Origin of the sequence: Actinoplanes regularis (assembly GCF_900188005.1) — a bacterium.
Lineage (GTDB): Bacteria > Actinomycetota > Actinomycetes > Mycobacteriales > Micromonosporaceae > Actinoplanes > Actinoplanes regularis.
Genome location: NZ_FZNR01000013.1, coordinates 178,232 through 200,938 on the forward strand (window position 1 = coordinate 178,232; position 22,707 = coordinate 200,938).

At 70.4% G+C, this 22,707-nt stretch carries 19 protein-coding genes; 14 read left to right on the forward strand and 5 right to left on the reverse strand.

What is annotated here, in order from left to right; all coding sequences use genetic code 11:
• Window positions 1-32: 32 nt before the first annotated feature.
• A complete protein-coding gene (locus CHC09_RS29420) occupies window positions 33-503 on the reverse strand; it encodes a DUF4259 domain-containing protein (protein ID WP_089296477.1) in 471 nt (156 codons plus the stop codon).
• A gap of 423 nt (window positions 504-926) precedes the next feature.
• Here CHC09_RS29420 and CHC09_RS29425 point away from each other — a divergent pair, with 423 nt between their 5' ends.
• The 3 genes from CHC09_RS29425 to CHC09_RS29435 all read left to right on the forward strand — a co-directional run bounded on the left by CHC09_RS29425 (window position 927) and on the right by CHC09_RS29435 (window position 3,838).
• Window positions 927-2,534 carry a PQQ-binding-like beta-propeller repeat protein gene (locus CHC09_RS29425; RefSeq protein WP_089296478.1) on the forward strand — a complete coding sequence of 536 codons (1,608 nt, stop codon included), beginning with the start codon at window positions 927-929 and terminating at the stop codon, window positions 2,532-2,534.
• Between the two features lie 131 nt (window positions 2,535-2,665).
• Window positions 2,666-3,229 (forward strand): hypothetical protein, encoded by a 564-nt coding sequence (locus CHC09_RS29430; RefSeq protein ID WP_089296479.1) that lies wholly within the window; start codon window positions 2,666-2,668, stop codon window positions 3,227-3,229.
• A 75-nt stretch (window positions 3,230-3,304) separates the two neighbouring features.
• The gene (locus tag CHC09_RS29435) at window positions 3,305-3,838 is read left to right on the forward strand and encodes a pyridoxamine 5'-phosphate oxidase family protein (RefSeq protein ID WP_089296480.1); all 534 of its coding nucleotides are present in this window, start codon (window positions 3,305-3,307) and stop codon (window positions 3,836-3,838) included.
• On the opposite strand, the gene CHC09_RS29440 is transcribed toward CHC09_RS29435, so the two are convergent.
• Window positions 3,829-4,536 (reverse strand): response regulator, encoded by a 708-nt coding sequence (locus CHC09_RS29440; protein WP_089296481.1) that lies wholly within the window; start codon window positions 4,534-4,536, stop codon window positions 3,829-3,831. The two genes, CHC09_RS29435 and CHC09_RS29440, sit on opposite strands and share 10 nt — an antisense overlap.
• Window positions 4,533-5,729: a sensor histidine kinase gene (locus tag CHC09_RS29445; RefSeq protein WP_089296482.1), complete on the reverse strand. Its 1,197-nt coding sequence runs from the start codon at window positions 5,727-5,729 to the stop codon at window positions 4,533-4,535. Before CHC09_RS29445 ends, CHC09_RS29440 begins: the two co-directional genes overlap by 4 nt.
• A 158-nt stretch (window positions 5,730-5,887) precedes the next feature.
• Here CHC09_RS29445 and CHC09_RS29450 point away from each other — a divergent pair, with 158 nt between their 5' ends.
• The gene (locus CHC09_RS29450; RefSeq protein WP_089296483.1) at window positions 5,888-8,059 is read left to right on the forward strand and encodes an MMPL family transporter; all 2,172 of its coding nucleotides are present in this window, start codon (window positions 5,888-5,890) and stop codon (window positions 8,057-8,059) included.
• Window positions 8,060-8,136: 77 nt separating this feature from the next.
• Here CHC09_RS29450 and CHC09_RS29455 read toward each other — a convergent pair whose 3' ends face one another.
• On the reverse strand, window positions 8,137-9,024 hold the full coding sequence (locus tag CHC09_RS29455) for a zinc metalloprotease (RefSeq protein WP_089296484.1): 888 nt from the start codon (window positions 9,022-9,024) through the stop codon (window positions 8,137-8,139).
• 206 nt (window positions 9,025-9,230) lie between these two features.
• Between CHC09_RS29455 and CHC09_RS29460 the strand changes: the two genes are divergently transcribed.
• The gene (locus CHC09_RS29460; protein WP_089296485.1) at window positions 9,231-9,977 is read left to right on the forward strand and encodes an alpha/beta hydrolase; all 747 of its coding nucleotides are present in this window, start codon (window positions 9,231-9,233) and stop codon (window positions 9,975-9,977) included.
• A 3-nt stretch (window positions 9,978-9,980) separates the two neighbouring features.
• Here CHC09_RS29460 and CHC09_RS29465 read toward each other — a convergent pair whose 3' ends face one another.
• Entirely contained in the window at window positions 9,981-10,886 is a 906-nt protein-coding gene (locus tag CHC09_RS29465; protein WP_089296486.1) for a proteasome assembly chaperone family protein, read from the reverse strand.
• A 224-nt stretch (window positions 10,887-11,110) separates the two neighbouring features.
• Here CHC09_RS29465 and CHC09_RS29470 point away from each other — a divergent pair, with 224 nt between their 5' ends.
• The 9 genes from CHC09_RS29470 to CHC09_RS29510 all read left to right on the forward strand — a co-directional run bounded on the left by CHC09_RS29470 (window position 11,111) and on the right by CHC09_RS29510 (window position 22,636).
• On the forward strand, window positions 11,111-11,719 hold the full coding sequence (locus tag CHC09_RS29470; RefSeq protein ID WP_089296487.1) for a fibronectin type III domain-containing protein: 609 nt from the start codon (window positions 11,111-11,113) through the stop codon (window positions 11,717-11,719).
• Between the two features lie 11 nt (window positions 11,720-11,730).
• Window positions 11,731-13,305: a Na+/H+ antiporter gene (locus CHC09_RS29475; protein ID WP_089296488.1), complete on the forward strand. Its 1,575-nt coding sequence runs from the start codon at window positions 11,731-11,733 to the stop codon at window positions 13,303-13,305.
• Window positions 13,302-13,565 (forward strand): UBP-type zinc finger domain-containing protein, encoded by a 264-nt coding sequence (locus tag CHC09_RS29480; RefSeq protein WP_089296489.1) that lies wholly within the window; start codon window positions 13,302-13,304, stop codon window positions 13,563-13,565. The genes CHC09_RS29475 and CHC09_RS29480 overlap by 4 nt, the downstream gene beginning before the upstream one ends.
• 171 nt (window positions 13,566-13,736) lie before the next feature.
• Complete coding sequence (gene glgX / locus CHC09_RS29485) at window positions 13,737-15,848, forward strand: glycogen debranching protein GlgX (RefSeq protein WP_089296490.1); 2,112 nt, start codon at window positions 13,737-13,739, stop codon at window positions 15,846-15,848.
• Complete coding sequence (treY, locus tag CHC09_RS29490) at window positions 15,848-18,115, forward strand: malto-oligosyltrehalose synthase (RefSeq protein WP_089296491.1); 2,268 nt, start codon at window positions 15,848-15,850, stop codon at window positions 18,113-18,115. The genes glgX and treY overlap by 1 nt, the downstream gene beginning before the upstream one ends.
• Window positions 18,112-19,845, forward strand: coding sequence for a malto-oligosyltrehalose trehalohydrolase (gene treZ, locus CHC09_RS29495; RefSeq protein WP_089296492.1), 1,734 nt, complete (start codon window positions 18,112-18,114; stop codon window positions 19,843-19,845). The genes treY and treZ overlap by 4 nt, the downstream gene beginning before the upstream one ends.
• Window positions 19,846-20,028: 183 nt before the next feature.
• Window positions 20,029-20,415, forward strand: a complete 387-nt coding sequence (gene yidD / locus CHC09_RS47905; protein ID WP_239138564.1) for a membrane protein insertion efficiency factor YidD — start codon at window positions 20,029-20,031, stop codon at window positions 20,413-20,415.
• 44 nt (window positions 20,416-20,459) lie between these two features.
• Window positions 20,460-21,578, forward strand: coding sequence for a transporter substrate-binding domain-containing protein (locus CHC09_RS29505; protein WP_239138565.1), 1,119 nt, complete (start codon window positions 20,460-20,462; stop codon window positions 21,576-21,578).
• A complete protein-coding gene (locus CHC09_RS29510; RefSeq protein WP_239138566.1) occupies window positions 21,575-22,636 on the forward strand; it encodes a hypothetical protein in 1,062 nt (353 codons plus the stop codon). The genes CHC09_RS29505 and CHC09_RS29510 overlap by 4 nt, the downstream gene beginning before the upstream one ends.
• Window positions 22,637-22,707: the final 71 nt, after the last annotated feature.

Below are 22,707 nucleotides of genomic sequence, written 5' to 3' on the forward strand. Positions count from 1 at the left end.
ACCTGGCCCAGGAGCCTCAAAAGCACACCCGTTCAGATACCGTCCGGCGGCTCAAGGTCGTCCAACTCGCCGCCTGCAAGAGTGAGCACTTGCGACAGCGCGGCGACGGTGTCGCGCGCTTCAGCGGCGTTCGTGTCGCTCGTCCAACCTTGATGCCAGGGGCCTTGAGGACCAGCAACGAACAGCAGGGCGTCCAGCGCGATACTCGCCAACTCCGGCGCGGGCGCGCCCAGCCGGGCATCGGGAGCAAGGTCGTTCTCGATCAAGGTTTCGAGGCGCTCGTCGAACTGTTGTCCGCCGGGCAGGGACGCCGCAACGATCGCTGCAGCCGCCACAACCTCGTCCGGGAAGAACTCTCGCCCGAGCAGCTCCGGCTTGTCCTTCACGAACAGGAACATGCGCTCCAGCGCTGCCGCCCGCCGCTCAGGAGGTCGTTCGGCGAGTTCTTCCAGAAAGTCGATGGCGCCATCGCTGGAGAACGGGCCGGTCCCGAACGTTCCCATCCTCGCTGCCTCCTTCGAGACGACCCTCTTGCCCTGAAGCTACAAGATCATGCCGATCTGCTGTTCGACCTTCTTCATTCCGCAGAACCGGGACAGCACACCGAACCTGACCGGTGCGGTGGGGACCAAACGCACTCCTGAAGCCCTGCCCATCGCGGCCAGGATCCGTAGGCCAAGAAGGTGCCAGCTTGATCCGGGCGGCTCCCCATCGCGCACGCTCGTCCGTCAGGACGGCCCCGACAATCTACCTGGTGGACCCCTGATCAGCGCCCGACCGTACGCAACCCTCAGTTGGGCCGGGCAGGTCCGGCGGGCGGCCGTCTGCGATCATGGCTCGGCTTACTGCAGCCTGGAGGTCGCATGCCGCACGACGGAGGTGGCCCATCCGGGCCAGGGGCGCGGTCCGCAGCGACCGGCACGCTCGTGACGATCGGAGCGCTGTTGCTCCTGATCGGCTGGGTCCGGGACGAGAGCGCGGGGAACAGCGGCCTGTCTCCGGTCGCCGGCCGATGGCTGGGAGCGCTGGTGGTGCTGCTGTGCGCCCTGGTCGCGGCGGCGCGGCACCTGGAGGCCCCCGGATCGGCGGTCCGCCGCTGGGTGATCACCGGGTTCGCCGTGCTGGCGGCGGTGGCGACCACCGCGTTCCACGTCGTCGACGGGCTGCGCCGCTATGGTGACGGCTACCCGGGCGTGGTGGCCCCGCTCGGAGTGGTCGGCGGAGTTGCGGTCACCGTCGGCCTGCTGCTCGGGGCCACCCGGCCGGCCGAAGGGCGCTGGCGCCGGTGGAACGTCCGGCGGCTCGCCGCGGTCACCTGCGTATCGGCGCTGCTCGCAGCCGGGTGCGTGCCGGTGGCGCTCTCCTACGACAGCTGGGCGATCAGGTCGGGCACCGCGAGCGCGGTGGCCGTGCCGCCTGTGCCCGGCACGGTGTCCAAGGTCGGCTGGACCACTCCGATGCCGGGACCGGTGCGCGACGTACGCCCGGCCGGGCCCGGCGCCGTCGTGCTGCTCGAGGACGGCGTTCTCGGCGTCGACGGGCTCAGCGGCGCGATCCGCTGGTCCTACCGGCGGCTGGGCGCACGGGCGGCCTGGATGGTGGCCAGCCCCGACGGCGGGTCGGTGGTGCTGGGGATCCTCCCGCCGGAGGACGGCGGCGCCGACACGATGCTGATCCTGGACGCGATGACCGGTGCCGTCCGGTCCACCGGCAGCTACCCGGCCGGCCTCGTGAACCCCACCCAGGACATGATCACCGACGACGTGCTGGTGGGCCGGGGACTGTGGGACAACGACGGCGACCACCCGGCGTTCTCGCTGCGTGACGGTAGTACGGCGTGGACCTGGCGCAGGCCGGAAGACTGTCGCGGCGAAGGATTGCACGCTGTGGCCGCGCTGCACCACCGGGTCATCATCTCCGCGAAGTGCGGCGCCGAGTCGAGGTTCGTCCTGCTCGACAGCGCCACCGGTCGCCAGGTCGGAGAGCATGTCGTCGCGATCCGGGCGGAGGGAATCCTGCCGCCCGGGGTGGTCACCGCCCCGGATCGGTCACTGGCACTGCTGAAGGCGGTGTACGCGGTGCGGCCGGAACAGGCCGTTCAGCTGCTCGACGTCGAGAGTGGCCAGGTCCTGCCGATGAAGGTTCAGTTGAGCAGGCTGATCGGGCAGGGCCTGGCGACGGACGGCGACACCCGGAAACCGCCCCTGCTTCGCGATGCCCGGACCGGCGAGGTGCGCCACCAGCAAGAGATCAGCAGCTGTGCGTTCTCCGGTGTCCTGCTGGAGAGCATGGTCCTGTGCGTGCGCCGTGGCGACCGCTGGTTGACGAGGCTTCTCGACACGGGTCAAGTCACCTTGACGCTTGCCCCGCTGGGGACGCAACAGGCGGCCGAGTTGCCGGTGGATCTCGGGCCGCGCGATGAGCGCAGCTCCGACCGCCCGCTGGAGCTGGTCGCGGCGAACGGCGCGGTGATCGTCTACTCCGCCATCGACGCGCGGGGCGGCTCCGGCAACGTTCTGGTCGGACTCCAGTAATCGGTGACCGCGACCCGGATGAGGCGTTGCCCCGGCTGACCGCCATGTTCGGGGGCCGAATCCGGGATTGACCCGGCAGCTCAGCCCGGCGGCACTTCCGCCGCTCGCATTCAAGGATGATGATGCGAGGTGTGGAGGTCTTTCTGCCGGGTGAGCGCGTCCTCTGGGAGAGCCGGCCGCTGCGGCATCGGCTGTTCCGCAGCACCGACGTCGCCATGGTGCCTCTTCAAGCCGTGGCGTTGTGGCTGGCAGTGGCCTGGGGGCGGCAGGTGCTGTCCGACGGCACGGTGGGCAACGGCGCCATGGCGTTCGCGGCGATACTGCTCATCGCCCTGTTCCTCGTCCTCGCGCCGTTCATCGAGCGTGCCGTCTTGTCCCGGAGCACCCGGTACACGGTCACCACCCGGCGACTCATCGTCCGCAAAGGACGGGCCGGCGACCGGGTTGTCATGGTCTACCTCAACTCCCTGCCGCCGCCGGTGATCCTCGTGGAGTCCGACGGGTCCGGCAGCCTCGCGTTCGGCGCGTTCCCCACCATCCTGGACGCTCTCGCCAACCTGTACGGACCTCGAACGTGGCCCGCGCGCAGCCAGCCGCCCCGGCCCCCGGTTTTGTGGGACGTTCCGGACATCAAGCAGGTCCGCGACTTCATCGCTCACGCCCGAACACAGCCGGGCGGCGTCTACCGCGTGTAATGCGGGTCAGAACCGGACGAGACGCCCCTCATCGGCGAACGTCGAATAGGATCATGACGTGCGAGCGGAACTCGAATGCCGTTGACGAACCCGTGGCTCTCCGAACCCACCCCGGCTCACCGGCTGCCACGACACCGGCTCGAGGAACGCATCCTCAACCTGCTGTCCTCCCAGAACATGTGCGTGCTGGCCACGACCGGGCCGGACGGGCCACTGGCCACACCGGTGCGCTACTACTCCCTCGGCTTCGCGGTCATGTTCACCGCCGCGCCCCGATCCCCGAAACTGCGCAACATCGCCGCCGATCCGAGGGTCTCCGTCGGCATCTTCGCTCCGCTGGTCGGCCTGGCCAGCAGCCGCGGAGCACAGGTGTTCGGCGAGGCCCGGATGCTGTCTCCCGGACATCCTGAACGCAACCATTACTGGGACGCGTTCCGCTGGGAGAACGAGCACGCCGAGCGAGGCCGCTCGCTCGCCGAGCCGCCGATCGACCCGCTCGTGGTGATCGAACCGGACCGGATCGTCTACACCGAGCACTGGCTCCGGCGCGAGGGCTTCGCGGCCCGCCAGTTCTGGAAGCGGGACGCGATCCAGGAGAGTCAGGGCTGACCTCTGGGCGCAGGTTGCCGAGATCTGGCCGGGTCACCGGGACGGACCAGGCCGGTCTCGTAGGCGACGATCACCGCCTGCACCCGGTCGCGCAGGTCCAGCTTCGCGAGGATCCGCTTCATGTGGGTCTTGATCGTCGACTCCTCGACGAACAACTCCGCCGCGATCTCCCCGTTCGACAGGCCGCGCGCGACCAGCACCAGCACATCGCGCTCCCGCGCGGTCAGGCCATGGAGCCGGCGGACCGCCGCCGGGTCCGGGGGCGCCGCCGCGGACATCTGATCGATCACCGTACGCGTGATCGACGGTGACAACAGCGAGTCGCCGGCCGCGACGGTGTGAATGCCCTCGATCAACTTTTCCGGCCGGGTCCGTTTGAGCAGGAATCCGGAGGCGCCGGCGCTCAGCGCGCCGAACACGTAGTCGTCGTCCTCGAACGTGGTCAGAATCAGCACCCGCACCGTGGGCACGGCGGCACCCAGTTGCCGGGTGGCCGCGATCCCGTCCAGCTGCGGCATCCGCACATCCATGAGGACCACGTCCGGTGAGACCACGCGGGCCAGCGCCACCGCTTCACGGCCGTCGGCGGCCTCCCCGACGACCTCGATCGTGTCGTCGCTCGAGAGCACGGCGCGCAGCCCCGCCCGCATCAGATCGTCATCATCGGCGATCAACACCCGCAACGGTTTGTCTGTCATGCCAGGGCACCCACGGTGACCGGCGGGTCGTACGGCAGGCGGGCACGCAGCCGGAACATCCCGGCGTCCACGGTGCCCGCCTCCAGGGTCCCGTCGAGCAACGCCGCCCGCTCCCGCATCCCGACGATGCCCAGCCCCCCACCCGGCTGCTCCCGCCCACCCACCGGATTGCTGACCACGATCTCCACCGCCGCCGGCCCGTACGACATCCGCACGTCGACCTCCCCGGACCCGTACCGCGCCGCGTTCGTCAGCGCCTCCTGCAAGATCCGGTACGCCGCCCACGCCACCCCGCTCGGCAGCCCGCGAGGCGCCCCGTCGAACACCGTCGAGACCTGAAGGCCGCCGGCCCGATGCCGGTCGACCAGCTGTTCCAGCGCGGCGGTGTCGGCCGGCGCCGGATCGGCCGGCCCGGACTCCTCCCGAAGCGCGTGAACCAGCCGGTCGATGTCGGCGATCGTCGCGTGGGCGACCTCCTCGATGGTCTCGATGGCCTGCCGGGAACGCCGCGGATCCCGCTCGTGCAGCAGCCGCGCCGCACCCGCCTGTACCAGGATCACGTTGATCGCGTGCCCGGCCGAATCGTGCAGCTCGCGGGCGATCCGGGTGCGTTCCTGTGCGGCGGCGAGCCGCCGCTGGGCCGCGAGGTCCAGTTCGCGCAGCCGGGCGTGCTCCTCCAGCTCGGCGATGCGTTCCCGGCGCAGGCGGCTGCGGTCCCCGGCCGTCCACACCAGCGCGAACATGGTCGCCCACGCCACCATGCCGGACGACAGGGGCCGCACCGACCTGTCGTTGAGCAGCATCAGGGCGACGGTCGACGGCAGGAACGCCGCGACGCTCGCGGCCGCCAGCAGCCGTCGGTGCGGGGTGGCGCCACCGCCCACGGCCTCGGCCAGCGTGTAGGTCGCGATCAGCAGCGCGGGCGGCACGTCCAGCGGATAGTCAAGCGCGATCAGGCCCAGCGTCGCCGCCGCGGAGACGCCGAACGTCACGCCGGGTGCGCGGCGCGACCAGGCCAGTGGTGCGGCCGACGCGAGCGTCAGCAGGACACCGATCGAATCCAGCGGGCGGTAGCCGCCCCCGTCGCCGCCGAGGCCGCCCTGGAACAGCATCACGATGGTGAAGACGCCGGCCGCCACCGCCGCCGCGGCATCGACCGCGGCGCGACCGCCTGTTCCGATCTTCAACCCCATACCTCCAGCGTACGGGCGGTGCGGTCCCCGGCGAGTCCCTCACCGGGAGCATCCGGCATCCCCCTGCGGGGGTACGGACGGAGCCCTCCGCGGAGCGTTTCGGCGTGGCGTCCGGCCTTCCTAGCGTCGTCTGGCGGCAATTCTTCGAAGGAGAGTTCATGACCGGAATCGCGGTACGGCCCGAGGCTCCCGACCGGGCCCGCCGGCCCAGTGTCTTCGAGCGGCTGGCCGGCTGGTCCTACCGGCGGCGCTGGACGGCGCTGCTGCTGTGGGTGCTCGTGCTGGCCGGTGTCACGGCCGGGGCGGGGCTGGCCGGCGACGACTACCACAACGACTTCACCCTGCCCGGCGCGGAATCGCAGCAGGCCCAGGACGTGCTCGCCGAGCGGATGCCGGCCCGGGCCGGTGCCACCCTCGACATCGTCGTGCGTGACCCGGCGGGCGTGGATCAGCCCGCGGTCCGTGGCGCGGTCGAGGGCATGCTGGCCCGGGTCCGGACGCTGCCGCACGTGGTCGAGGTGGTGAGCCCGTACACGAGCGGCACCGCGATCTCCGGCGACAGGACGATCGCGTACGCGACGGTGGCGCTCGACGTGCCGGCCGAGGCGATGCCCGCCGGCGCCACCCTCGAGATCATCGATGCCGCCCGGCTGCCCGGGCTCACCGTGGAGGTGGGCGGGGAGCCGGCCCGCGCCGCCGAGGAGGCCGAGGGCGGCGCCGCCGAGGGCGCCGGCATGCTGGCCGCCCTGGTCGTGCTGGTGCTGCTCTTCGGCTCGCTGCTGGCGGCCTCCCTGCCGATCGTCATCGCGGTCTTCGCGGTCGGCACCGCGATCGGCCTGGTCACGCTCGCCTCGCACGTGGCGACGGTCGCGGACTTCACCTCCGCGCTGCTCATCCTGGTGGGCCTCGGTGTCGGCATCGACTACGCCCTGCTGGTGTTCTCCCGCTTCCGCGGCGAGTTGGCCGCCGGAGCCGAACGGGCCACGGCCGTGCGTACCGCGCTCGACACCGCCGGGCGGACGGTCTTCTTCGCCGGCACCACCGTGATCATCGCCCTGCTCGGCCTGGTGCTGCTGGGCGTCGGCGCGCTGCAGGGTGTGGCGGTGGCCCTGGCGGTCACCGTGATGGTCACCATGCTGGCCTCGCTGGTGCTGCTGCCCGCGCTGCTGAGCCTCTTCGGCGCGCGCCTGGAACGGTCGATGACGCGCCGCCGGGAGAGGGCGTCGCGCCGCGGGCGCACGCCGCGGGAGGAGGGCCGGCTCTGGCGCCGGTGGAGCGACGCGGTGGCCCGCCGGCCGTGGCCGGCTCTCCTGCTGCCCCTGGTCGCCCTGCTCGGCCTGGCCGCGCCCGCGCTCGACATGCGGCTCGGCTTCGCCGACGCCGGCAACGACGCCGAGACCAAGACCAGCACCCGGGCGTACGAACTACTGGCCGAGGGCTTCGGTCCCGGCTTCAACGGCCCGCTCGTGGTGGTCGTGGACGCGCACGGCCGCGCGGCGGGACCGGCCGCCGAAGCCGTGCGCGAGGCGGTCGCCGCCACCCCGGGCGTAGCGGCCGCCACGCCGCCGATCCCCGCTCCCGGCGGCGACGTCGCCACGGTGATCGCCTTCCCCGAATCGGCCCCGCAGGATGAGGCGACCGACGACCTGGTGGCCGCCCTGCGCGATGATGTGCTCGCCCCGTTGGCCCGCGGCAACGGCGTGGCCGTGCTGGTCGGTGGGCCGACGGCCGGGGTCATCGACTTCTCGGCCGCGATCGCCGGTCGGTTGCCGCTCTTCGTCGTGGTCGTGGTGGGGCTCTCCGCGCTGCTGCTGCTCGTGCTGTTCCGCTCGCTGCTGATCCCGGTCAAGGCCGCCGTGCTCAACCTGCTCAGCATCGGCGCGGCGATGGGCGTCGTCACCCTGGTCTTCCAGCACGGCGCGTTCGGCGTGCCGCCGGGCCCGATCGAGGCGTACGTGCCGGTCATGATCTTCGCGATCGTCTTCGGGCTCTCCATGGACTACGAGGTCTTCCTGCTCGCCCGCATGCACGAGGAGTGGGAGCGGACCGGCGACGCTCCGGGCGCGGTGCGGGAGGGCCTGGCCACCACCGGCCGGGTGGTCACCGCCGCGGCCGCCATCATGGTGGTGGTCTTCGGGGCGTTCCTGCTGGCCCCGGACCGGATGTTGCAGCAGTTCGGCCTCGGCCTGGCGGTGGCCGTCCTGGTGGACGCCGTGATCATCCGGTGCCTGCTGCTGCCGGCCGTGATGCACCTGTTCGGCGACCGGGCGTGGTGGCTGCCGGCGGCACTGGCCCGCGGACTGCCCCGGTTGGCGCTCGAGCACCACTGAGGCGACGGGCCGCCCTTCACACGAAGGGCGGCCCGTCACATCGGGTTGCCGGTGTCGGCGTTCGTCCTGGTCAGGGCTCAGTCCGCGTACAGGATGTAACGCAGCACGGAGATGTCGGTGGAGTGCGGCAGCCTCGGGTCGGGCCCGCTGACAGCGGAGTTGTAGAGGCAGCTCGACGTCGACCCGTTGTGCGCCAGGCCGAGGGCGTGGCCGAGTTCGTGGCAGGCGGTGCCGCGGTTGTCGTCGGTGGACGAGTAGTAGTTGTTGAAGTCGACGCGGACCGTGCCGTCGATGAAGAAGCCGACCGAGTCGACCTCCATGTCCGTCTCGGCGTAGATGCCGTTGGCGCCGCTGTTGGCGGCCCGGACCGGCACACAGTGGCGGCCGCCGGTCGGGCAGGCCCCGGTGGTCCAGTAGGAGTCGACCCCCGGCGACTTGTTCCACTCGGCGACCGAGGCTTTCACCGGCCAGGCCGCCGGCGTGTAGTCCCTGAAGTACACCTGCGGGTCGTCGAAGCCGTTCCAGCGCCAGTTGTACCAGTAGTGCGGCGACGTCTTCGCGCACAGGTACTTGGCGGACCCGTAGGAGGTCGAGCACTCCTGCCAGTCGGCTGTCGCCGCCCGGACCTCGGTGGCCGTCCCGGTCGGGACGGCCCCCTTGGTACGCAGGTCGGCCAGGACTTTCTTGGCGTCCGCGCCGGGTACCAGGTGGTAGAGCTTGAGGCTCAGCCCGCCGCCGGCGCGGGGAGTGCGTACCTTGATCTCGGTAGCGGACGTCTCGACGACCGCGGCGATGTTCGTCGGGAGTGCGGGCTTCACGGGCTCTGCCTGTCCGGTCCGGACGCCCGGAGTCTTGTCCGTCAGGACCGGCGGCGCGGCGCTCGCCGGCGACGGCGCTCCGACGATCGCCGCGATCAGTGTTGCGGTTACCAGGCCCCCGAGAACGGGAATGCGGAAAAGTCGCACCGTTCCTCCTGTGTGGAGTGTCAATGTCTCGCGAAGCATTACCGCGAAACGCGCCCAGGGATAGCCGTTTATCGATCTGGTCGGATATCTGACCTGCTTCTTGCCGGCCGTCGAGCCTTCCGGTTACCGCACTGACCGTCTCTGGCACCTCCCGCCCGGCGGGACGGGAGGAGGGTGCGGGGGCCGGGGTACAGGAGAATGACGGCGTGGCCATGATCCGGTGTGATTTCGACTCCGAGGCGCTGGAACTGAGCACCTCGATGACCGTGGTACTGCCCGACGGGGAGGGCGCGGAACCGCCGCCGGTGCTCTACCTGTTGCACGGGCTGACCGACGACCACACCGCGTGGAGCCGGCTCACCTCGGTGGAGCGGTACGCCGCCGAGCGGGGGCTGGCCGTGATCATGCCGCAGGCGCACCGCAGCTTCTACGCCAACGAGGCGTACGGGATGCGCTTCTGGGATTTCCTCTCCGCGGAGCTGCCGGAGACGGTGAAGCGGTTCTTCCGGGTCTCCGGGCGGCGGGAGGACACGTACGTCGCCGGGTTGTCGATGGGCGGCTACGGCGCGATGAAGTGGGCGCTGCGGGAACCGGAGCGGTTCGCGGCCGCGGCGACGCTCTCCGGGGCGCTCGATCTGGCGTACATCCAGGAACATGATCTGCGGCCGCACATGCGCGCCCTGGTCGCCCGGGTCTTCGGCGACCGGGTCGTCGCCGGCAGCGACGAGGATCTGCTGCGCCTGCTGCGGGACGCCGAACCGGGACGGCTGCCCCGGCTGATGCTGCGCTGCGGCACCGAGGATCACATGCTGGCGCAGAACCGGCGGTTCGTTGCGGCCTGCAGGGCCAGCGGGGTCGAGTTGGATTCCGGATTCGGGCCGGGAGAGCACGTCTGGTCCTACTGGGACGCGCAGCTCCCGGCCGTGATCGACTGGTTGCTGGCCGAGCGCTGAGGATCAGCCCTCGTCGCGGGCCTGCTCGGCGAGGAATCGCTCCAGCTCCGCGCCGAGCTCCTCGGCGGTCGGCAGCGGCGTGTCCGTGTCGACCAGCAGGTTGTTCTGCCGGCCGCGCAGGAACGCGTCGTACTGCCCCTCCAGGGAGCTGACCAGCCGGGCCGCCTGCTCGTCGTCGGCGATCTGCTTGTCGACCTCTTCGCGGATCAGCTTGGCCGACTCGCGCAGCTTGCCGGTGGGCAGCGCCAGCCCGGTGTTCTTGGAGACCGTGTCGAGCAGCAGCTCGGCGGCGGCCGGGTAGGCGGTCTGGGCCAGGTAGTGCGGGACGTGCGCGGCGTACCCGAGCGCGTCGTGCCCGGTCTGCCCGAGCCGGAACTCGAGCAGATTGCCGACGCTGGCCGGCACCTGCACCCGCTGCAGCCAGGAGGTGTGCTCGCCGAGCAGGCTCTTGTCGGTGGCGTGCGCGGTGAGGCTGACCGGCCGGGTGTGCGGCACGGCCATCGGGATGGCGTTCAGGCCGATGGTGGCCTTGACCCCGAACCGCTCGATGAGCTCCGTCACCGCGGCGATGAACCGCTCCCACTGCAGGTCCGGCTCCGGGCCGGCGAGCAGCAGGAACGGGGTGCCCAGCTGGTCACGGAGCAGGTGCAGGGCGAGGACCGGCTCCTCGTAGCTCTCGAAGTGGTCGGCTACGAAGATCATCGGAGGGCGGCGGGACCGGTAGTCGAGGAGCTGGTCCAGATCGAAGGTCGCGACGACCTCGCTCGCCAGGTTCTCGAGCAGGTTTTCCCGGGCGAGCTGGATCGCGCTGCCCGCGTCGACGAAACCGGTGAGTGCCTGGATGAGCACCGGGCCGTCCAGGGCCGGTACCTCACCGGCCACGTCGTAGAGCCCGTGTGGGTCGAGCACGCTGCGGACCTCCTCGAAGACGATGCCCGCCGGCGCGGGCCTTCCGCTGGAACAGTGCGGCCGGAGAGTTCATTCCGGGCCGCTGGGCCATGTTCGAATCATTACGTACGACATCGGCCCCGTGGGTGTGCTCGTGTGACGGTGAACACGAAAGTCCCGTGTCCGGCCGTGAGTTGTCGCGGGAAGCGCTAAGCCTTCGGCGGGTCCGCCCGAACCTGAAGCACGTGAAGGGGATCCGGAAAGCCGCCACCGTCGTACTGCCCATCTTCGTCGGGCTGCTGCTGCTGGCCGTCTGCGTCCACGTCCTCTTCTCAAATGACCGGACCACGCAGGCGCAGCCGAACCCGACCGGCACGAGTTGGCTGCTGCTGGCGACCGGCAGCGTCGCGCCGTCGCCCTCGGCGAGCTTCACGCCGCGCGCGTCGGCCACCGCCACGCTGCCGGCGACCCCGTCTGCGTCGGCCACCCCGACGCGGAGCGGCGACCCCTGCCGCGGGGCCGAGTTCCGGGCCGGCCAGATCAACGGCGCCGACGTCACCGCCGGCAGCACCAGCGCCGTGGTCAAGTGGTTCAACCCGGGCTCGCCGACCCTGGTCGACTTCCACATCCTGGCGGTCAGCCAGCACCTGGTGTACGGCCGGCAGCCGGAGATCCCGGGCTGGGTGACGGTCAAGTCGAACGGTTGCGGCTGGATGACCGGCGTGGTGACCGGCCTGACCCCGGGCACTCCCTACATCTTCTCGGTCGACGGCATGTGGACGGGGATGGGCGTGGACGGCACGCACACCCGGACCGTCGCCCGCTCGAAGGTCGTGACCACCGCCCTGGCCTAAGCTTTCCGCCTATGGAGGGCATCGTCGACACGGTCGTACTGGTGGCGATCGCGGTCGTCGGCGCGGCTCTCGCGCGCAGGCTCGGATTCGTCGCACCGCTGGTCCTGCTGGTGGCCGGCCTGGGGCTGTCTTATCTCCCCGGGTTCCCCGAGGCGCACCTCGAACCGGAACTGGTGCTGATCGGGATCCTGCCGCCGCTGCTCTACGTGGCCGCCCTGCAGACCTCGGTGCCCGCGTTCCGCGGCGCGCTACGGCCGATCCTGCTGCTCGCCGTCGGACTGGTGCTGCTCACCGCGTTCGTGATCGGCTTCGCCGTGCACTGGCTGCTGCCGGAGGTGCCGCTGGCCGCGTGCGTCGCGCTCGGCGCGATCGTCGCGCCCCCGGACGCGGTCTCCGCGACCGCGATCGCCCGCCGGGTCGGCCTGCCCCGCCGGGTGGTCACCATCCTGGAGGGCGAGAGCCTGCTCAACGACGCCACCGCGCTGGTGATGGTGCGGGTGTCGGTGGGCGCGCTGGCCGGACTCGCGGTCGGGTTCTGGGAGATCGCCGGCGAGGTCGCGCTGAAGGCCGGTGGTGGCGTGCTGCTCGGCATGATCGCCGCGGTGAGCGCCGCCAAGCTGCACAAGTGGATCGAGGATCCGCTGCTGGACGACGCGGTGTCGTTGCTGACGCCGTTCGTCGTGGTGATCGTCGCCGAGGAGTTGGGCGCCTCCAGCGTGGTGGCCGTGGTGATCGCCGGGCTCTACCTGGGGCACCGGATCCCGTACCTGCTCTCGGCCACCTCCCGGCTGCAGATGGACGCGGTCTGGCGGCTCACCACGTTCCTCCTCGAGGGCGTGGTGTTCCTACTGGTCGGCCTGCAGCTGCGGACGGTCGTGGAGCACATCGAGACCGACATGGTCACCACGGTCCAGGTCACCTCGCTGGTCTTCGGCCTGCTGGTGCTGATCCGGTTCCTCTGGATGTACCCGGCGACCTACCTGGCCCGGCTGATCCCGAGGATCCGCAACCGTGAGTCGCGCCCGCCGTTCAGCGTGCCCACCGTGATCGCCTGGGCCGGGATGCGCGGCGTGGTCACCCTGGCCGCCGCGCAGACCCTGCCCGAGCCGAACCGGGACGGTGTTCCGGACTACCCGCGCGACCTGTTCATCTTCATCGCGTTCGCGGTCATCGTGCTCACCCTGCTGGTCCAGGGCACCACGCTGCCGACGCTCGCGAGGCGGCTCGGGGTGCGGGAGGACAACAGCGCCCAGGACGCGCTCGCCGAGGCCGGGGTGCAGCACGCGGCCGGCCGGGCGGCCCTGGAGGCCCTCGAGGAGCATGCCGACGGCGCGCCGGAGTCGGTGGTCGACCGGCTGCGCGGACTGGTCGAGAGCCGGTCCAACAACGCGTGGGAACGGCTGGGCAGCCAGCGGCAGGAAACCCCCTCGGCGGCGTACGGACGGCTGCGGCGCGAGATGATCAGTGCCGAGCGGCACGTCTTCAAGATCGCCCGGAACGAGGGGCGGATCCCCGAGGAGGTGCTGGTCCGCGCCCAGCGCGAGCTCGACCTGGAAGAGTCCCAGCTGCGACGGAGTGAAGAGTGACCTGCGAGCATCTCAAGGAATCCGGTGAGCGGGAGCCGCTGAGCGCCTACGGGGAGGGCTGCCCGCAGTGCGTGGCGGGTGGTTTCAACGACTGGGTCCACCTGCGGGTCTGCCTCACCTGCGGCCTGGTCGCCTGCTGCGACTCCTCGCCCCGCCGGCACATGTCGGCGCACCACGCCGAGACCGGCCATCCGGTGATGCGCTCACTCGAACCGGGTGAGTCGTGGCGCTGGTGCTTCGACGACGAGCAGCTCGGCTGAGAGTCGAACCCGTAAGGGGATTTCCCGGCGCCTATCGGACAGTCGGGCCGACGGTGTCGAATGCTCCCGGGAGAATGGTCCAGGACGCGGCTGGACAGGGTTAGCTGGCATCACGGACGGGCATGAACCGCGGGCCGGTCGTGATGACCGCAGGCCGAGGGGAGCGCAACAATGCAGGTCTGGCCTGGTCACCGGTACCCGCTGGGGGCCACCTACGACGGGACGGGCACCAACTTCGCGATCTTCTCGGAGATCGCCGAGGCGGTGGAGCTCTGCCTTTTCGACGCCGCCGGGAACGAGCGCAAGGTTCAGTTGCACGAGCAGGACGCGTTCGTCTGGCACGCGTACCTGCCCGGTGTGGAGCCGGGCCAGCGGTACGGCTACCGGGTCTACGGCCCGTACGAGCCGCACCGCGGCCTGCGCTGCAACCCGCACAAGCTGCTGATCGACCCGTACGCCCGGGCGATCGACTCGGACATCGACTGGCACCCCTCGCTGTACGCGTACGACTTCGACAACCCGGATCAGATGTCGGACGTGGACTCGGCGCCGTACATGCCCAAGGGCGTGGTGGTGAACCCGTACTTCGACTGGGGCAACGACCGGCGGCCGGACATTCCGTACCACCACTCGGTGATCTACGAGACGCACGTCAAGGGGCTCACCCAGCGGCACCCGGAGATCCCCCGGGACATGCGCGGGAGCTACTCGGCGATCGGTCACCCGGCCACCATCGAGCACCTGAAGAGCCTCGGGGTGACCGCGGTCGAGCTGATGCCGGTGCACCACTTCGTCCACGACAACCGGCTGCACGACCTGGGCCTGCGCAACTACTGGGGCTACAACACGCTGGGCTTCTTCGCGCCGTACCACGGGTACTCGTCGACCGGCACGCTCGGGCAGCAGACCCAGGAGTTCCGGGGCATGGTCAAGGCGCTGCACGCGGCCGGGATGGAGGTCATCCTGGACGTGGTCTACAACCACACCGCGGAGGGCAACCACCTCGGGCCGACGCTGAGCCTCAAGGGCATCGACAACCGGACGTACTACCGGCTCGTCGACGATCAACCGCAGTTCTACATGGACTACACCGGCACGGGTAACAGTCTGAACGTGCGTAGTCCCCAGAGCCTCCAGCTGATCATGGATTCACTGCGTTACTGGGTCACCGAGATGCACGTGGACGGCTTCCGCTTCGATCTCGCCTCGACCCTGGCCCGCGAGTTCTACGACGTCGACCGGCTCTCCACGTTCTTCGAGGTGGTCCAGCAGGACCCGATCGTCGGCCAGGTGAAGTTGATCGCCGAGCCGTGGGACGTCGGCCCCGGCGGCTACCAGGTCGGCAACTTCCCGCCGAACTGGACCGAGTGGAACGGGAAGTACCGCGACACGGTCCGCGACTTCTGGCGCGGCGAGCCGGCCACCCTGGCCGAGTTCGCCAGCCGCATCACCGGCTCCGCGGACCTCTACCAGGACGACGGCCGCAAGCCGTTCCACTCGATCAACTTCGTCACCGCGCACGACGGGTTCACCCTCAACGACCTGGTCGGCTACAACGACAAGCACAACGAGGCGAACGGGGAGGAGAACCGGGACGGCGAGAACCACAACCGGTCCTGGAACTGCGGCATCGAGGGCCCGACCAGCGACGAGAAGGTGCTCCAGCTGCGCGCCAAGCAGCGCCGCAACTTCCTCGCCACGCTGATGCTCAGCCAGGGCGTGCCGATGATCTCGCACGGTGACGAGCTCGGGCGGACCCAGCAGGGCAACAACAACGCGTACTGCCAGGACAGCGAGATCAGCTGGATCGACTGGGAGAACGCCGACGAGCAGCTGCTGGCGTTCGCCCGGAAGCTGACCGCGTTCCGGCACCGGCACCAGGTGTTCCAGCGCCGCCGGTTCTTCACCGGGCTGCCGGTGACCGCGCGCGGCGGCGGTGACCCGCTGCCCGACCTGGAGTGGTTCACCCCGGACGGGCGACCGATGGCCGGCGACGACTGGGGCAACGACTTCGGCCGGGCGGTCGCGCTCTTCGTCAACGGCGAGGGCATCCGCGAGCGCGGCCAGTACGGCCAGCGGCACGTGGACAGCTCGTTCCTGCTCTTCTTCAACGCGCACGACGCCCCCATCGAGTTCGCCACGCCGCCCGCCGAGTACGGGGAGAAGTGGGAGATGGTCATCGAAACCGCCGAACCGTCCCCAGGTCGCGCGTCGGTCGTCGAGGCCGGCCATCGAATCCTGGTGCCCGACCGTTCCCTCATAGTCCTGGACAGGACGGTCTGATGAGGCCGAGCAGCACCTACCGAGTCCAGGTCCGTCCCGACTTCCCACTCAAGGCCGCTGCAGAACTCACCGACTACCTCGCCGATCTCGGCGTGAGCCATCTCTACTCGGCGCCGCTGCTCACCGCGGCCCCCGGCTCCCAGCACGGCTACGACGTGGTCGACCACAACCGGATCAGCCCGGAGCTGGGCGGTCCGGACGGGCTGCGCTCGCTCAGCTCCGCGCTGAAGAAGGTGAGCCTGGGCCTGGTCGTGGACATCGTGCCGAACCACGCCGGGGTGGCCGTGCCGCAGGCCAACCCGACCTGGTGGGACGTGCTCAAGCACGGCCGGGAGTCCGCGTTCGCGAAGTTCTACGACATCGACTGGTCGCGCGGGAGACTGCTGCTGCCGGTGCTGGCCGACGATCCGGACGCGCTCGGCGAGCTGACCGTCGAGGGCGACGAGCTGGTCTATTTCGACAAGCGCTACCCGATCGCCGACGGGACCGGCGGTGGCTCCGCCCGCGAGGTGCACGACCGGCAGCACTATGAGCTGGTCAACTGGACCCGGGGCGACAGTGAGCTGAACTACCGGCGGTTCTTCGCCATCGTCGACCTGGCCGCGCTGCGGGTCGAGGACCCGGAGGTCTTCGACGCCACCCACGCCGAGATCCTTCGCTGGGTCCGCGAGGGCCTGGTGGACGGCCTCCGGGTCGACCACCCGGACGGGCTGCGCGACCCGGGCGGTTACCTGCAACGACTGCGCGACGCCGCACCGGAGTCCTGGCTGACGGTCGAGAAGATCCTCGAGCCGGGCGAGCGGCTGCCCCGCTGGCCGGTCGACGGCACCACCGGGTACGACGCGATGGCCGAGGTGAACGGCGTCTTCGTGGACCCCGGGACCGAGGCGTTCTTCGACACGCTGGACCACCACCTGAGCGGCACCGAGACCACCTGGCAGAACCTGGTCCACGAGACCAAGCACCGGGTCGCGGTCGAACTGCTCGCGGCGGAGCTGGGGCGGCTCGCCCGGCTCGCGCCGGAGATCGACGGTGCCCCGCGCGCCCTCGCCGAGCTCGCCGCCTGCTTCCCGGTCTACCGCTCCTACCTGCCGGCCGGAGCCCGGTATCTCGCCCAGGCCCGCGCCGAGGCGGGCCGCCGGCGTCCGCAACTGATCAGCGCGCTGGATCAGCTGACCGGCCGCCTGCGCAACCCCGGCGACGAGCTGGCGGTGCGCTTCCAGCAGTTCACCGGCGCGGTGATGGCCAAGGGCGTGGAGGACACCGCGTTCTACCGCTGGACCAGGTTCGTGGCCCGCAACGAGGTGGGCAACGACCCGGCGCGGTTCGCGGTGACCCCCGGCGAGTTCCACAAGGGCGCGCAGGCCCGCCAGCAGGACTGGCCGGCCACGATGACGGCGCTGAGCACCCACGACACCAAGCGCGGCGAGGACGTCCGGGCCCGCCTGGCGGTGCTGGCCGAGGTGCCCAGGGACTGGACCGAGGTGGTGCGCCGCTGGGTCCGGGCCGCTCCGCTGCCGGACCCCGCCCTGGCCCATCTGATCTGGCAGGTCGCGGTCGGCGCGTGGCCGATCGCCAAGGACCGATTGCTGGCGTACGCCGTGAAGGCCGCCCGTGAGGCCGGCACCGGCACCACCTGGCACCACCCCGACGAGTCCTTCGAGACCGCCCTGCGCGCCATGATCGACAAGATCTACGACGACCCCGCGCTGCACCGCGAGATCTCCGACTTCGCCGCCTCGATCACGCCGCCCGGGTGGTCCAACTCGCTGGGCCAGAAGCTGGTGCAGCTGACCATGCCCGGCGTGCCGGACGTCTACCAGGGCACCGAGCTCTGGGATCACTCCCTGGTCGATCCGGACAACCGGCGGCCGGTCGACTTCGCCGCCCGGCGTGAGCTGCTCGCCCGCCTCGACGACGGCTGGCAGCCGCCGATCGACGAGACCGGCGCGGCCAAGCTGCTCGTGGTCGGCCGGACGCTGCGGCTGCTGCGGCAGCGGCCCGAGCTGTTCACCGGATACCGGCCGGTCTTAGCCGAGGGACGGGTCGGCGAGCACGTGCTCGCCTTCGACCGGGGCGGGGTGGTGGCCGTCGCCACCCGGCTCCCGGTCGGATTGTCACGCCACGGCGGATGGCACGACACCGCGCTGTCACTCGACGGACACAGTTGGACGGAAGTGTTCACGAACACCGGCTACGGTGGCGATCGCCTGGCCGTTGCCGAGCTTCTCCACACCTATCCCGTCGCGCTTCTGGTGAAAGAATGACTACCTTCGAGGTATGGGCGCCGGAGCAGTCGCCCAGATTGCGCCTGGGCGACCGGGAGCACGAGATGCGGCCGCGTGACGGTGGCTGGTGGCACCTCGACGTCCCGTCCGCCGGTCCCGGCACCGACTACGCGTACGTTCTGAAGGACGTCGCCAACCCGGTCCCCGACCCGCGTTCGGCCTGGCAGCCGCAGGGGGTGCACGGTCCCAGCCGGGTCTACGACCACGGCGCGTTCGCCTGGACCGACCAGGCGTGGACCGGGCGCCAGCTGCCCGGGGCGGTCCTCTACGAGCTGCACATCGGCACGTTCACCCCGCGGGGCACCTTCGACTCGGCGATCGAGCGCCTCGACCATCTCGTCGAGCTCGGCGTCGACCTGGTCGAGCTGCTGCCGGTGAACGCGTTCAACGGCGAGTACAACTGGGGCTACGACGGGGTCTGCTGGTTCGCGCCACACGAGGCCTACGGCGGCCCCGACGGGCTGAAGCGCTTCGTCGACGCCGCCCACCGCAAGGGTCTCGGCGTGGTCCTCGACGTCGTCTACAACCACTTCGGCCCGTCCGGCGCGTACGCCCCGATGTTCGCCCCCTATCTGTCCTCCGGCTCCAACACCTGGGGCAGCTCGCTGAACCTGGACGGGCCGGACTCCGGTGAGGTCCGCCGCTACATCGCCGACAGCGTGCTGCTGTGGCTGCGCGACTATCACGTCGACGGCCTGCGGCTGGACGCCGTGCACGCGCTGCACGACGAGGGCGCGGTGCACCTGCTGGAACAGCTCGCGGTCGAGGTCGAGTCGCTCTCCACGGCGCTGCGGCGGCCGCTGTCGCTGATCGCCGAGTCCGACCTGAACGACCCGAAGCTGATCACCCCGCGCGAGGCCGGTGGGTACGGTCTGGACGCGCAGTGGGACGACGACGTGCACCATGCCCTGCACACCCTGCTCACCGGGGAGCGGCAGGGGTACTACGGGGACTTCGGGTCGCTCGACTGCCTGCGGACCGTCCTGGAGGGCGCGTTCTTCCACGCCGGCACCTGGTCGTCGTTCCGTGGCCGCCGGCACGGCCGGCCGGTCGACCGGCAGCGCACCGCCGGGCACCGCTTCGTCGCGTTCCTGCAGAACCACGACCAGATCGGCAACCGGGCGATCGGCGACCGGCTCACCGCGACCCTCTCGCCCAGCCTGCTCAAGGTCGGCGCGACCCTGCTGCTCACCTCTCCGTTCACGCCGATGCTGTTCATGGGCGAGGAGTGGGCGGCCAGCAGCCCGTGGCAGTTCTTCACCAGTCATCCGGAACCGGAGCTGGCCGCCGCGGTGCAGAACGGGCGGCGACGGGAGTTCGCCCGGCACGGGTGGGCCGAGGCGGAGGTGCCCGACCCGCAGGACCCGGCGACCTTCGAGCGGTCCAAGCTGGACTGGTCGGAGCTGGACAAGCCCGGGCACGCGGAGATGCTCGCGCTCTATCGGAGGCTGATCAGACTGCGCCGGGAGGCGCCCGACCTGAGCGACCCGTGGCTGTCCGACGTCGAGGTCTGGCACGGCGATCAGTACGTGGTGATCCGGCGCGGCCGGCACGTGGTGGCGGCGAACCTGGCGGACTCGACGCGGACGGTCAGCCTGCGCGCGGTCCCGTCGGCGGTCCTGCTGGCCACCGCGGAGGGTGTGGTGCTGGAACGCGACCGGGTGGTGCTGCCGCCGGAGAGCGCGGTGGTGGTCCGTACGTCCCGGTGAGCCGGTGGCGGCGCGCTGCGGTCCGGGGGCGGGGCGGTCTCGCGCCGGCCGTCGACACGGGGCTTGGGCCGCGAGGCCTGTGGACTCCGGCGCGTAGGTCGTACCTCGAAATGGTGGTTTATTTGAATTTACTGGCGATTTTCGCCAGTACCGGAGGTTGACCGGATCCGGCACGATGTGGCGGTGCGGAGCGAGCCTGAGGAACCGGAGCGGAAGAAGGAGCGGTGGTATGAGAAATGCGACTGCGATCCGGTTTGTTGCGATCTGCTGCCCTGCGACGTTCCGGGATGTGATCTGTTTCGGATCAGCACGCTGCTGACCGTGGTGGCCCTGCTCGGGCATGGTTCGACGGCCCGGCCGACGGAGCGGGCGGTCGTCGCGGCGATTCGTGGATATCGAAAAGTGTCGCCGCGGTTGCCGACTCGGTGCCGTTATCGGCCGACCTGCAGCGCCTACGCTCTCGAAGCGATTCAGAAATACGGTCTCAAAAAGGGTTCGAAGCTGGCCGGCGGGCGGCTTCTGCGGTGTGGTCCGCGGATTTCGCTCGGGACCTGGGATCCCGTTCCGTGACCCGATGAGGCACCATGGCCCGACTGGGAGCGTTGGGAGGGTCGATGGAGGCCGGAATTCCGCCGCAGCTGCGCAGGGTCTGGAAGCTGCGCAAACGCACGGTGGAGGACATCGCTGCGCGGGACATCGCCGTCCAGGAGGCGGTCGACGAGGGGCGGCTGCCGCTGCCGGCCGAGCCGGAGGCGCTGCCCGAGCCGGTGGTCCTGCCGGACAGGCCGGAGCGGTTCAACATGGCCGCGCTCCGGCTGGCCGGGCTCGGGCTGGCGTTGGTGCTGGTCTTCGCGCTGACGCTGGTGCGGCTCTTTGTTGGTGGACCGCCTTCGATCGCTCAGCTGCGCGCGCAGTCCGGGGTCGACACCTGGCCGGTGCTCGCCATCGGGGTCAAGGACGATCAGTACGGGGTCGCGTATTTCGATCCGAAGGAAAAGAAATGGTCCGGGTTCGACATCGAGATGGCATACATGATCGCCGAGGATCTCGGGTTCCGGCGTGACCAGGTGAAGTTCTACGGCATGGAGTCCGAGGACCGGGCGCGGATGCAGGCTACCGACGAGAACCACAAACGAGTCCCGGTCAAGATGGTGATCGCCAGCTACAGCATCACGCCGAAACGTGTCGCGGAAGGGGTGCACTTCTCGCAGCCCTACCTCTATACCGAGCAGTCGGTGATGACCCTGGCCGGGCACAAGCCGGTCGCCTCCCTGGACGACTTCGCCGACGAGAAGGTCTGCTCCCTCTCCACCGCGACCAGTCTCACCGCGCCCAAGGAGGCCGGTGCGGTCGTGGTCTCGAAGAACCGGGTGCGGGAGTGTTTCGCGATGCTGGATCACGGGGAGGTCGACGCGGTCTCCACCGACGCGGCGATCCTCGCCGGGTGGAAGGCGGAATTCCCGGAGAAGTACGACCACTGGGATCTCGGCTTGGACCGGACCGAGGCGTGGGGGGTGAACGTGGGGGACAACCCTGCGCTGCAGAGACTGGTCGACCTCACGCTGTATCGGTCGTACGCGGATCCGCGCGACAGCCGATGGGAGAAGGCGTACGAGGACAACTTCCAGGACGAGGTCGCCGAGAATGGGGATACCCCGATCGCGGTGGCCGAGCAGCCCCGGGTCATCCGGCCCTCGGTGCGCGAGCTTCCGTGGGAGAACCTGGTGCCATGAGCGAGCTTGCGAGCGAATCGGCCGGCTCGGTCATCGGCATGGGCGGTGAGGGGTTTGCTGAAGGGCCGGTGATCGCGCCGCGCAGGCGGCGGGCGCAGCTCAACTGGCTGCTCACCGTCCTGCCCGCGTTTCCGCTGATGCTGCTGGTGCTGCGGCTCTGGTATCTCAGCCGGCAGGATCTGCCGACGATGCTGCTGCTGGTCCAGTACATCAATCCGCTCGGCATGATCAGTGCGCTCTTCATAACGCTGAGCTGGGCGATCCCGGCGGTGATCCTGACCCTGCGGGTTCTCGGCGGTATCCTGCTGGTGAGCAAGCCGAGCGACGCCGGTCGATCGCCGATCGCGGTCGCGGCGCTGCGGATGCCGGACTGGGTGGTGCTGATCGCCGTCGTGATCGCCGGTTTCACCTGGCAGCTTCGCCTGTTGCCGACGTTGCAGATGCTGATCGTCGCGGTGCTCGGGCTCACCGCGGTGCAGCGGCTGCGTGCCGGGCCCTGGACGATGCGCTGGATCACCCTGTGGGTCCCGATTCTCACCGGCGCCCTCACCTGGATCTTCGTCTGGCCCGGAGTGGTCAACGCGGTCCAGGACGGCGAGTACAGCACGGCGCTCCTGCTCGGGGTGCCGCCGCTGCTCGGCCCGCTGCTCACCGGCCCCGTCCCGGCGGACTGGGCCCGGCTGGTCACGCACTGGCCGGCGATCGCCGCCGCGATGGCCCTGCCGATCGTGGTCGGTGCGGTGTTCCTGCGCTCGCCGGTGCTGCCCGGCAGCGCCATCGAGGTCGGCCCCGAGGATGGACGGGTCGAGGAGGTCGTGCGCGGCCAGTTGATCGCGGTCGACGACACCTCGACCACCATGCTGCTGAGCTCCGGCGAGGTCAGGTTCATCCCGAACGGCGAGGTCCGGTCGAAGGCGCTCTGTCCCGAACCGGAACGCCCGCCGGAGAGCGCCGTGACGGTCCGCGGCTGGCCGGTCGAGGAGACGATCTTGGAGTGGATGGCGCCGACACGGAAGGTGACCGAGACCGATTCCGCCTGCCTCGGGCGTCCCCGGTGACCCGGTCTGGGAGCATTTTCGGCGACGACTTGTGCGACATGCCGCCCACCACTTGCAGACAGCCAGCCATC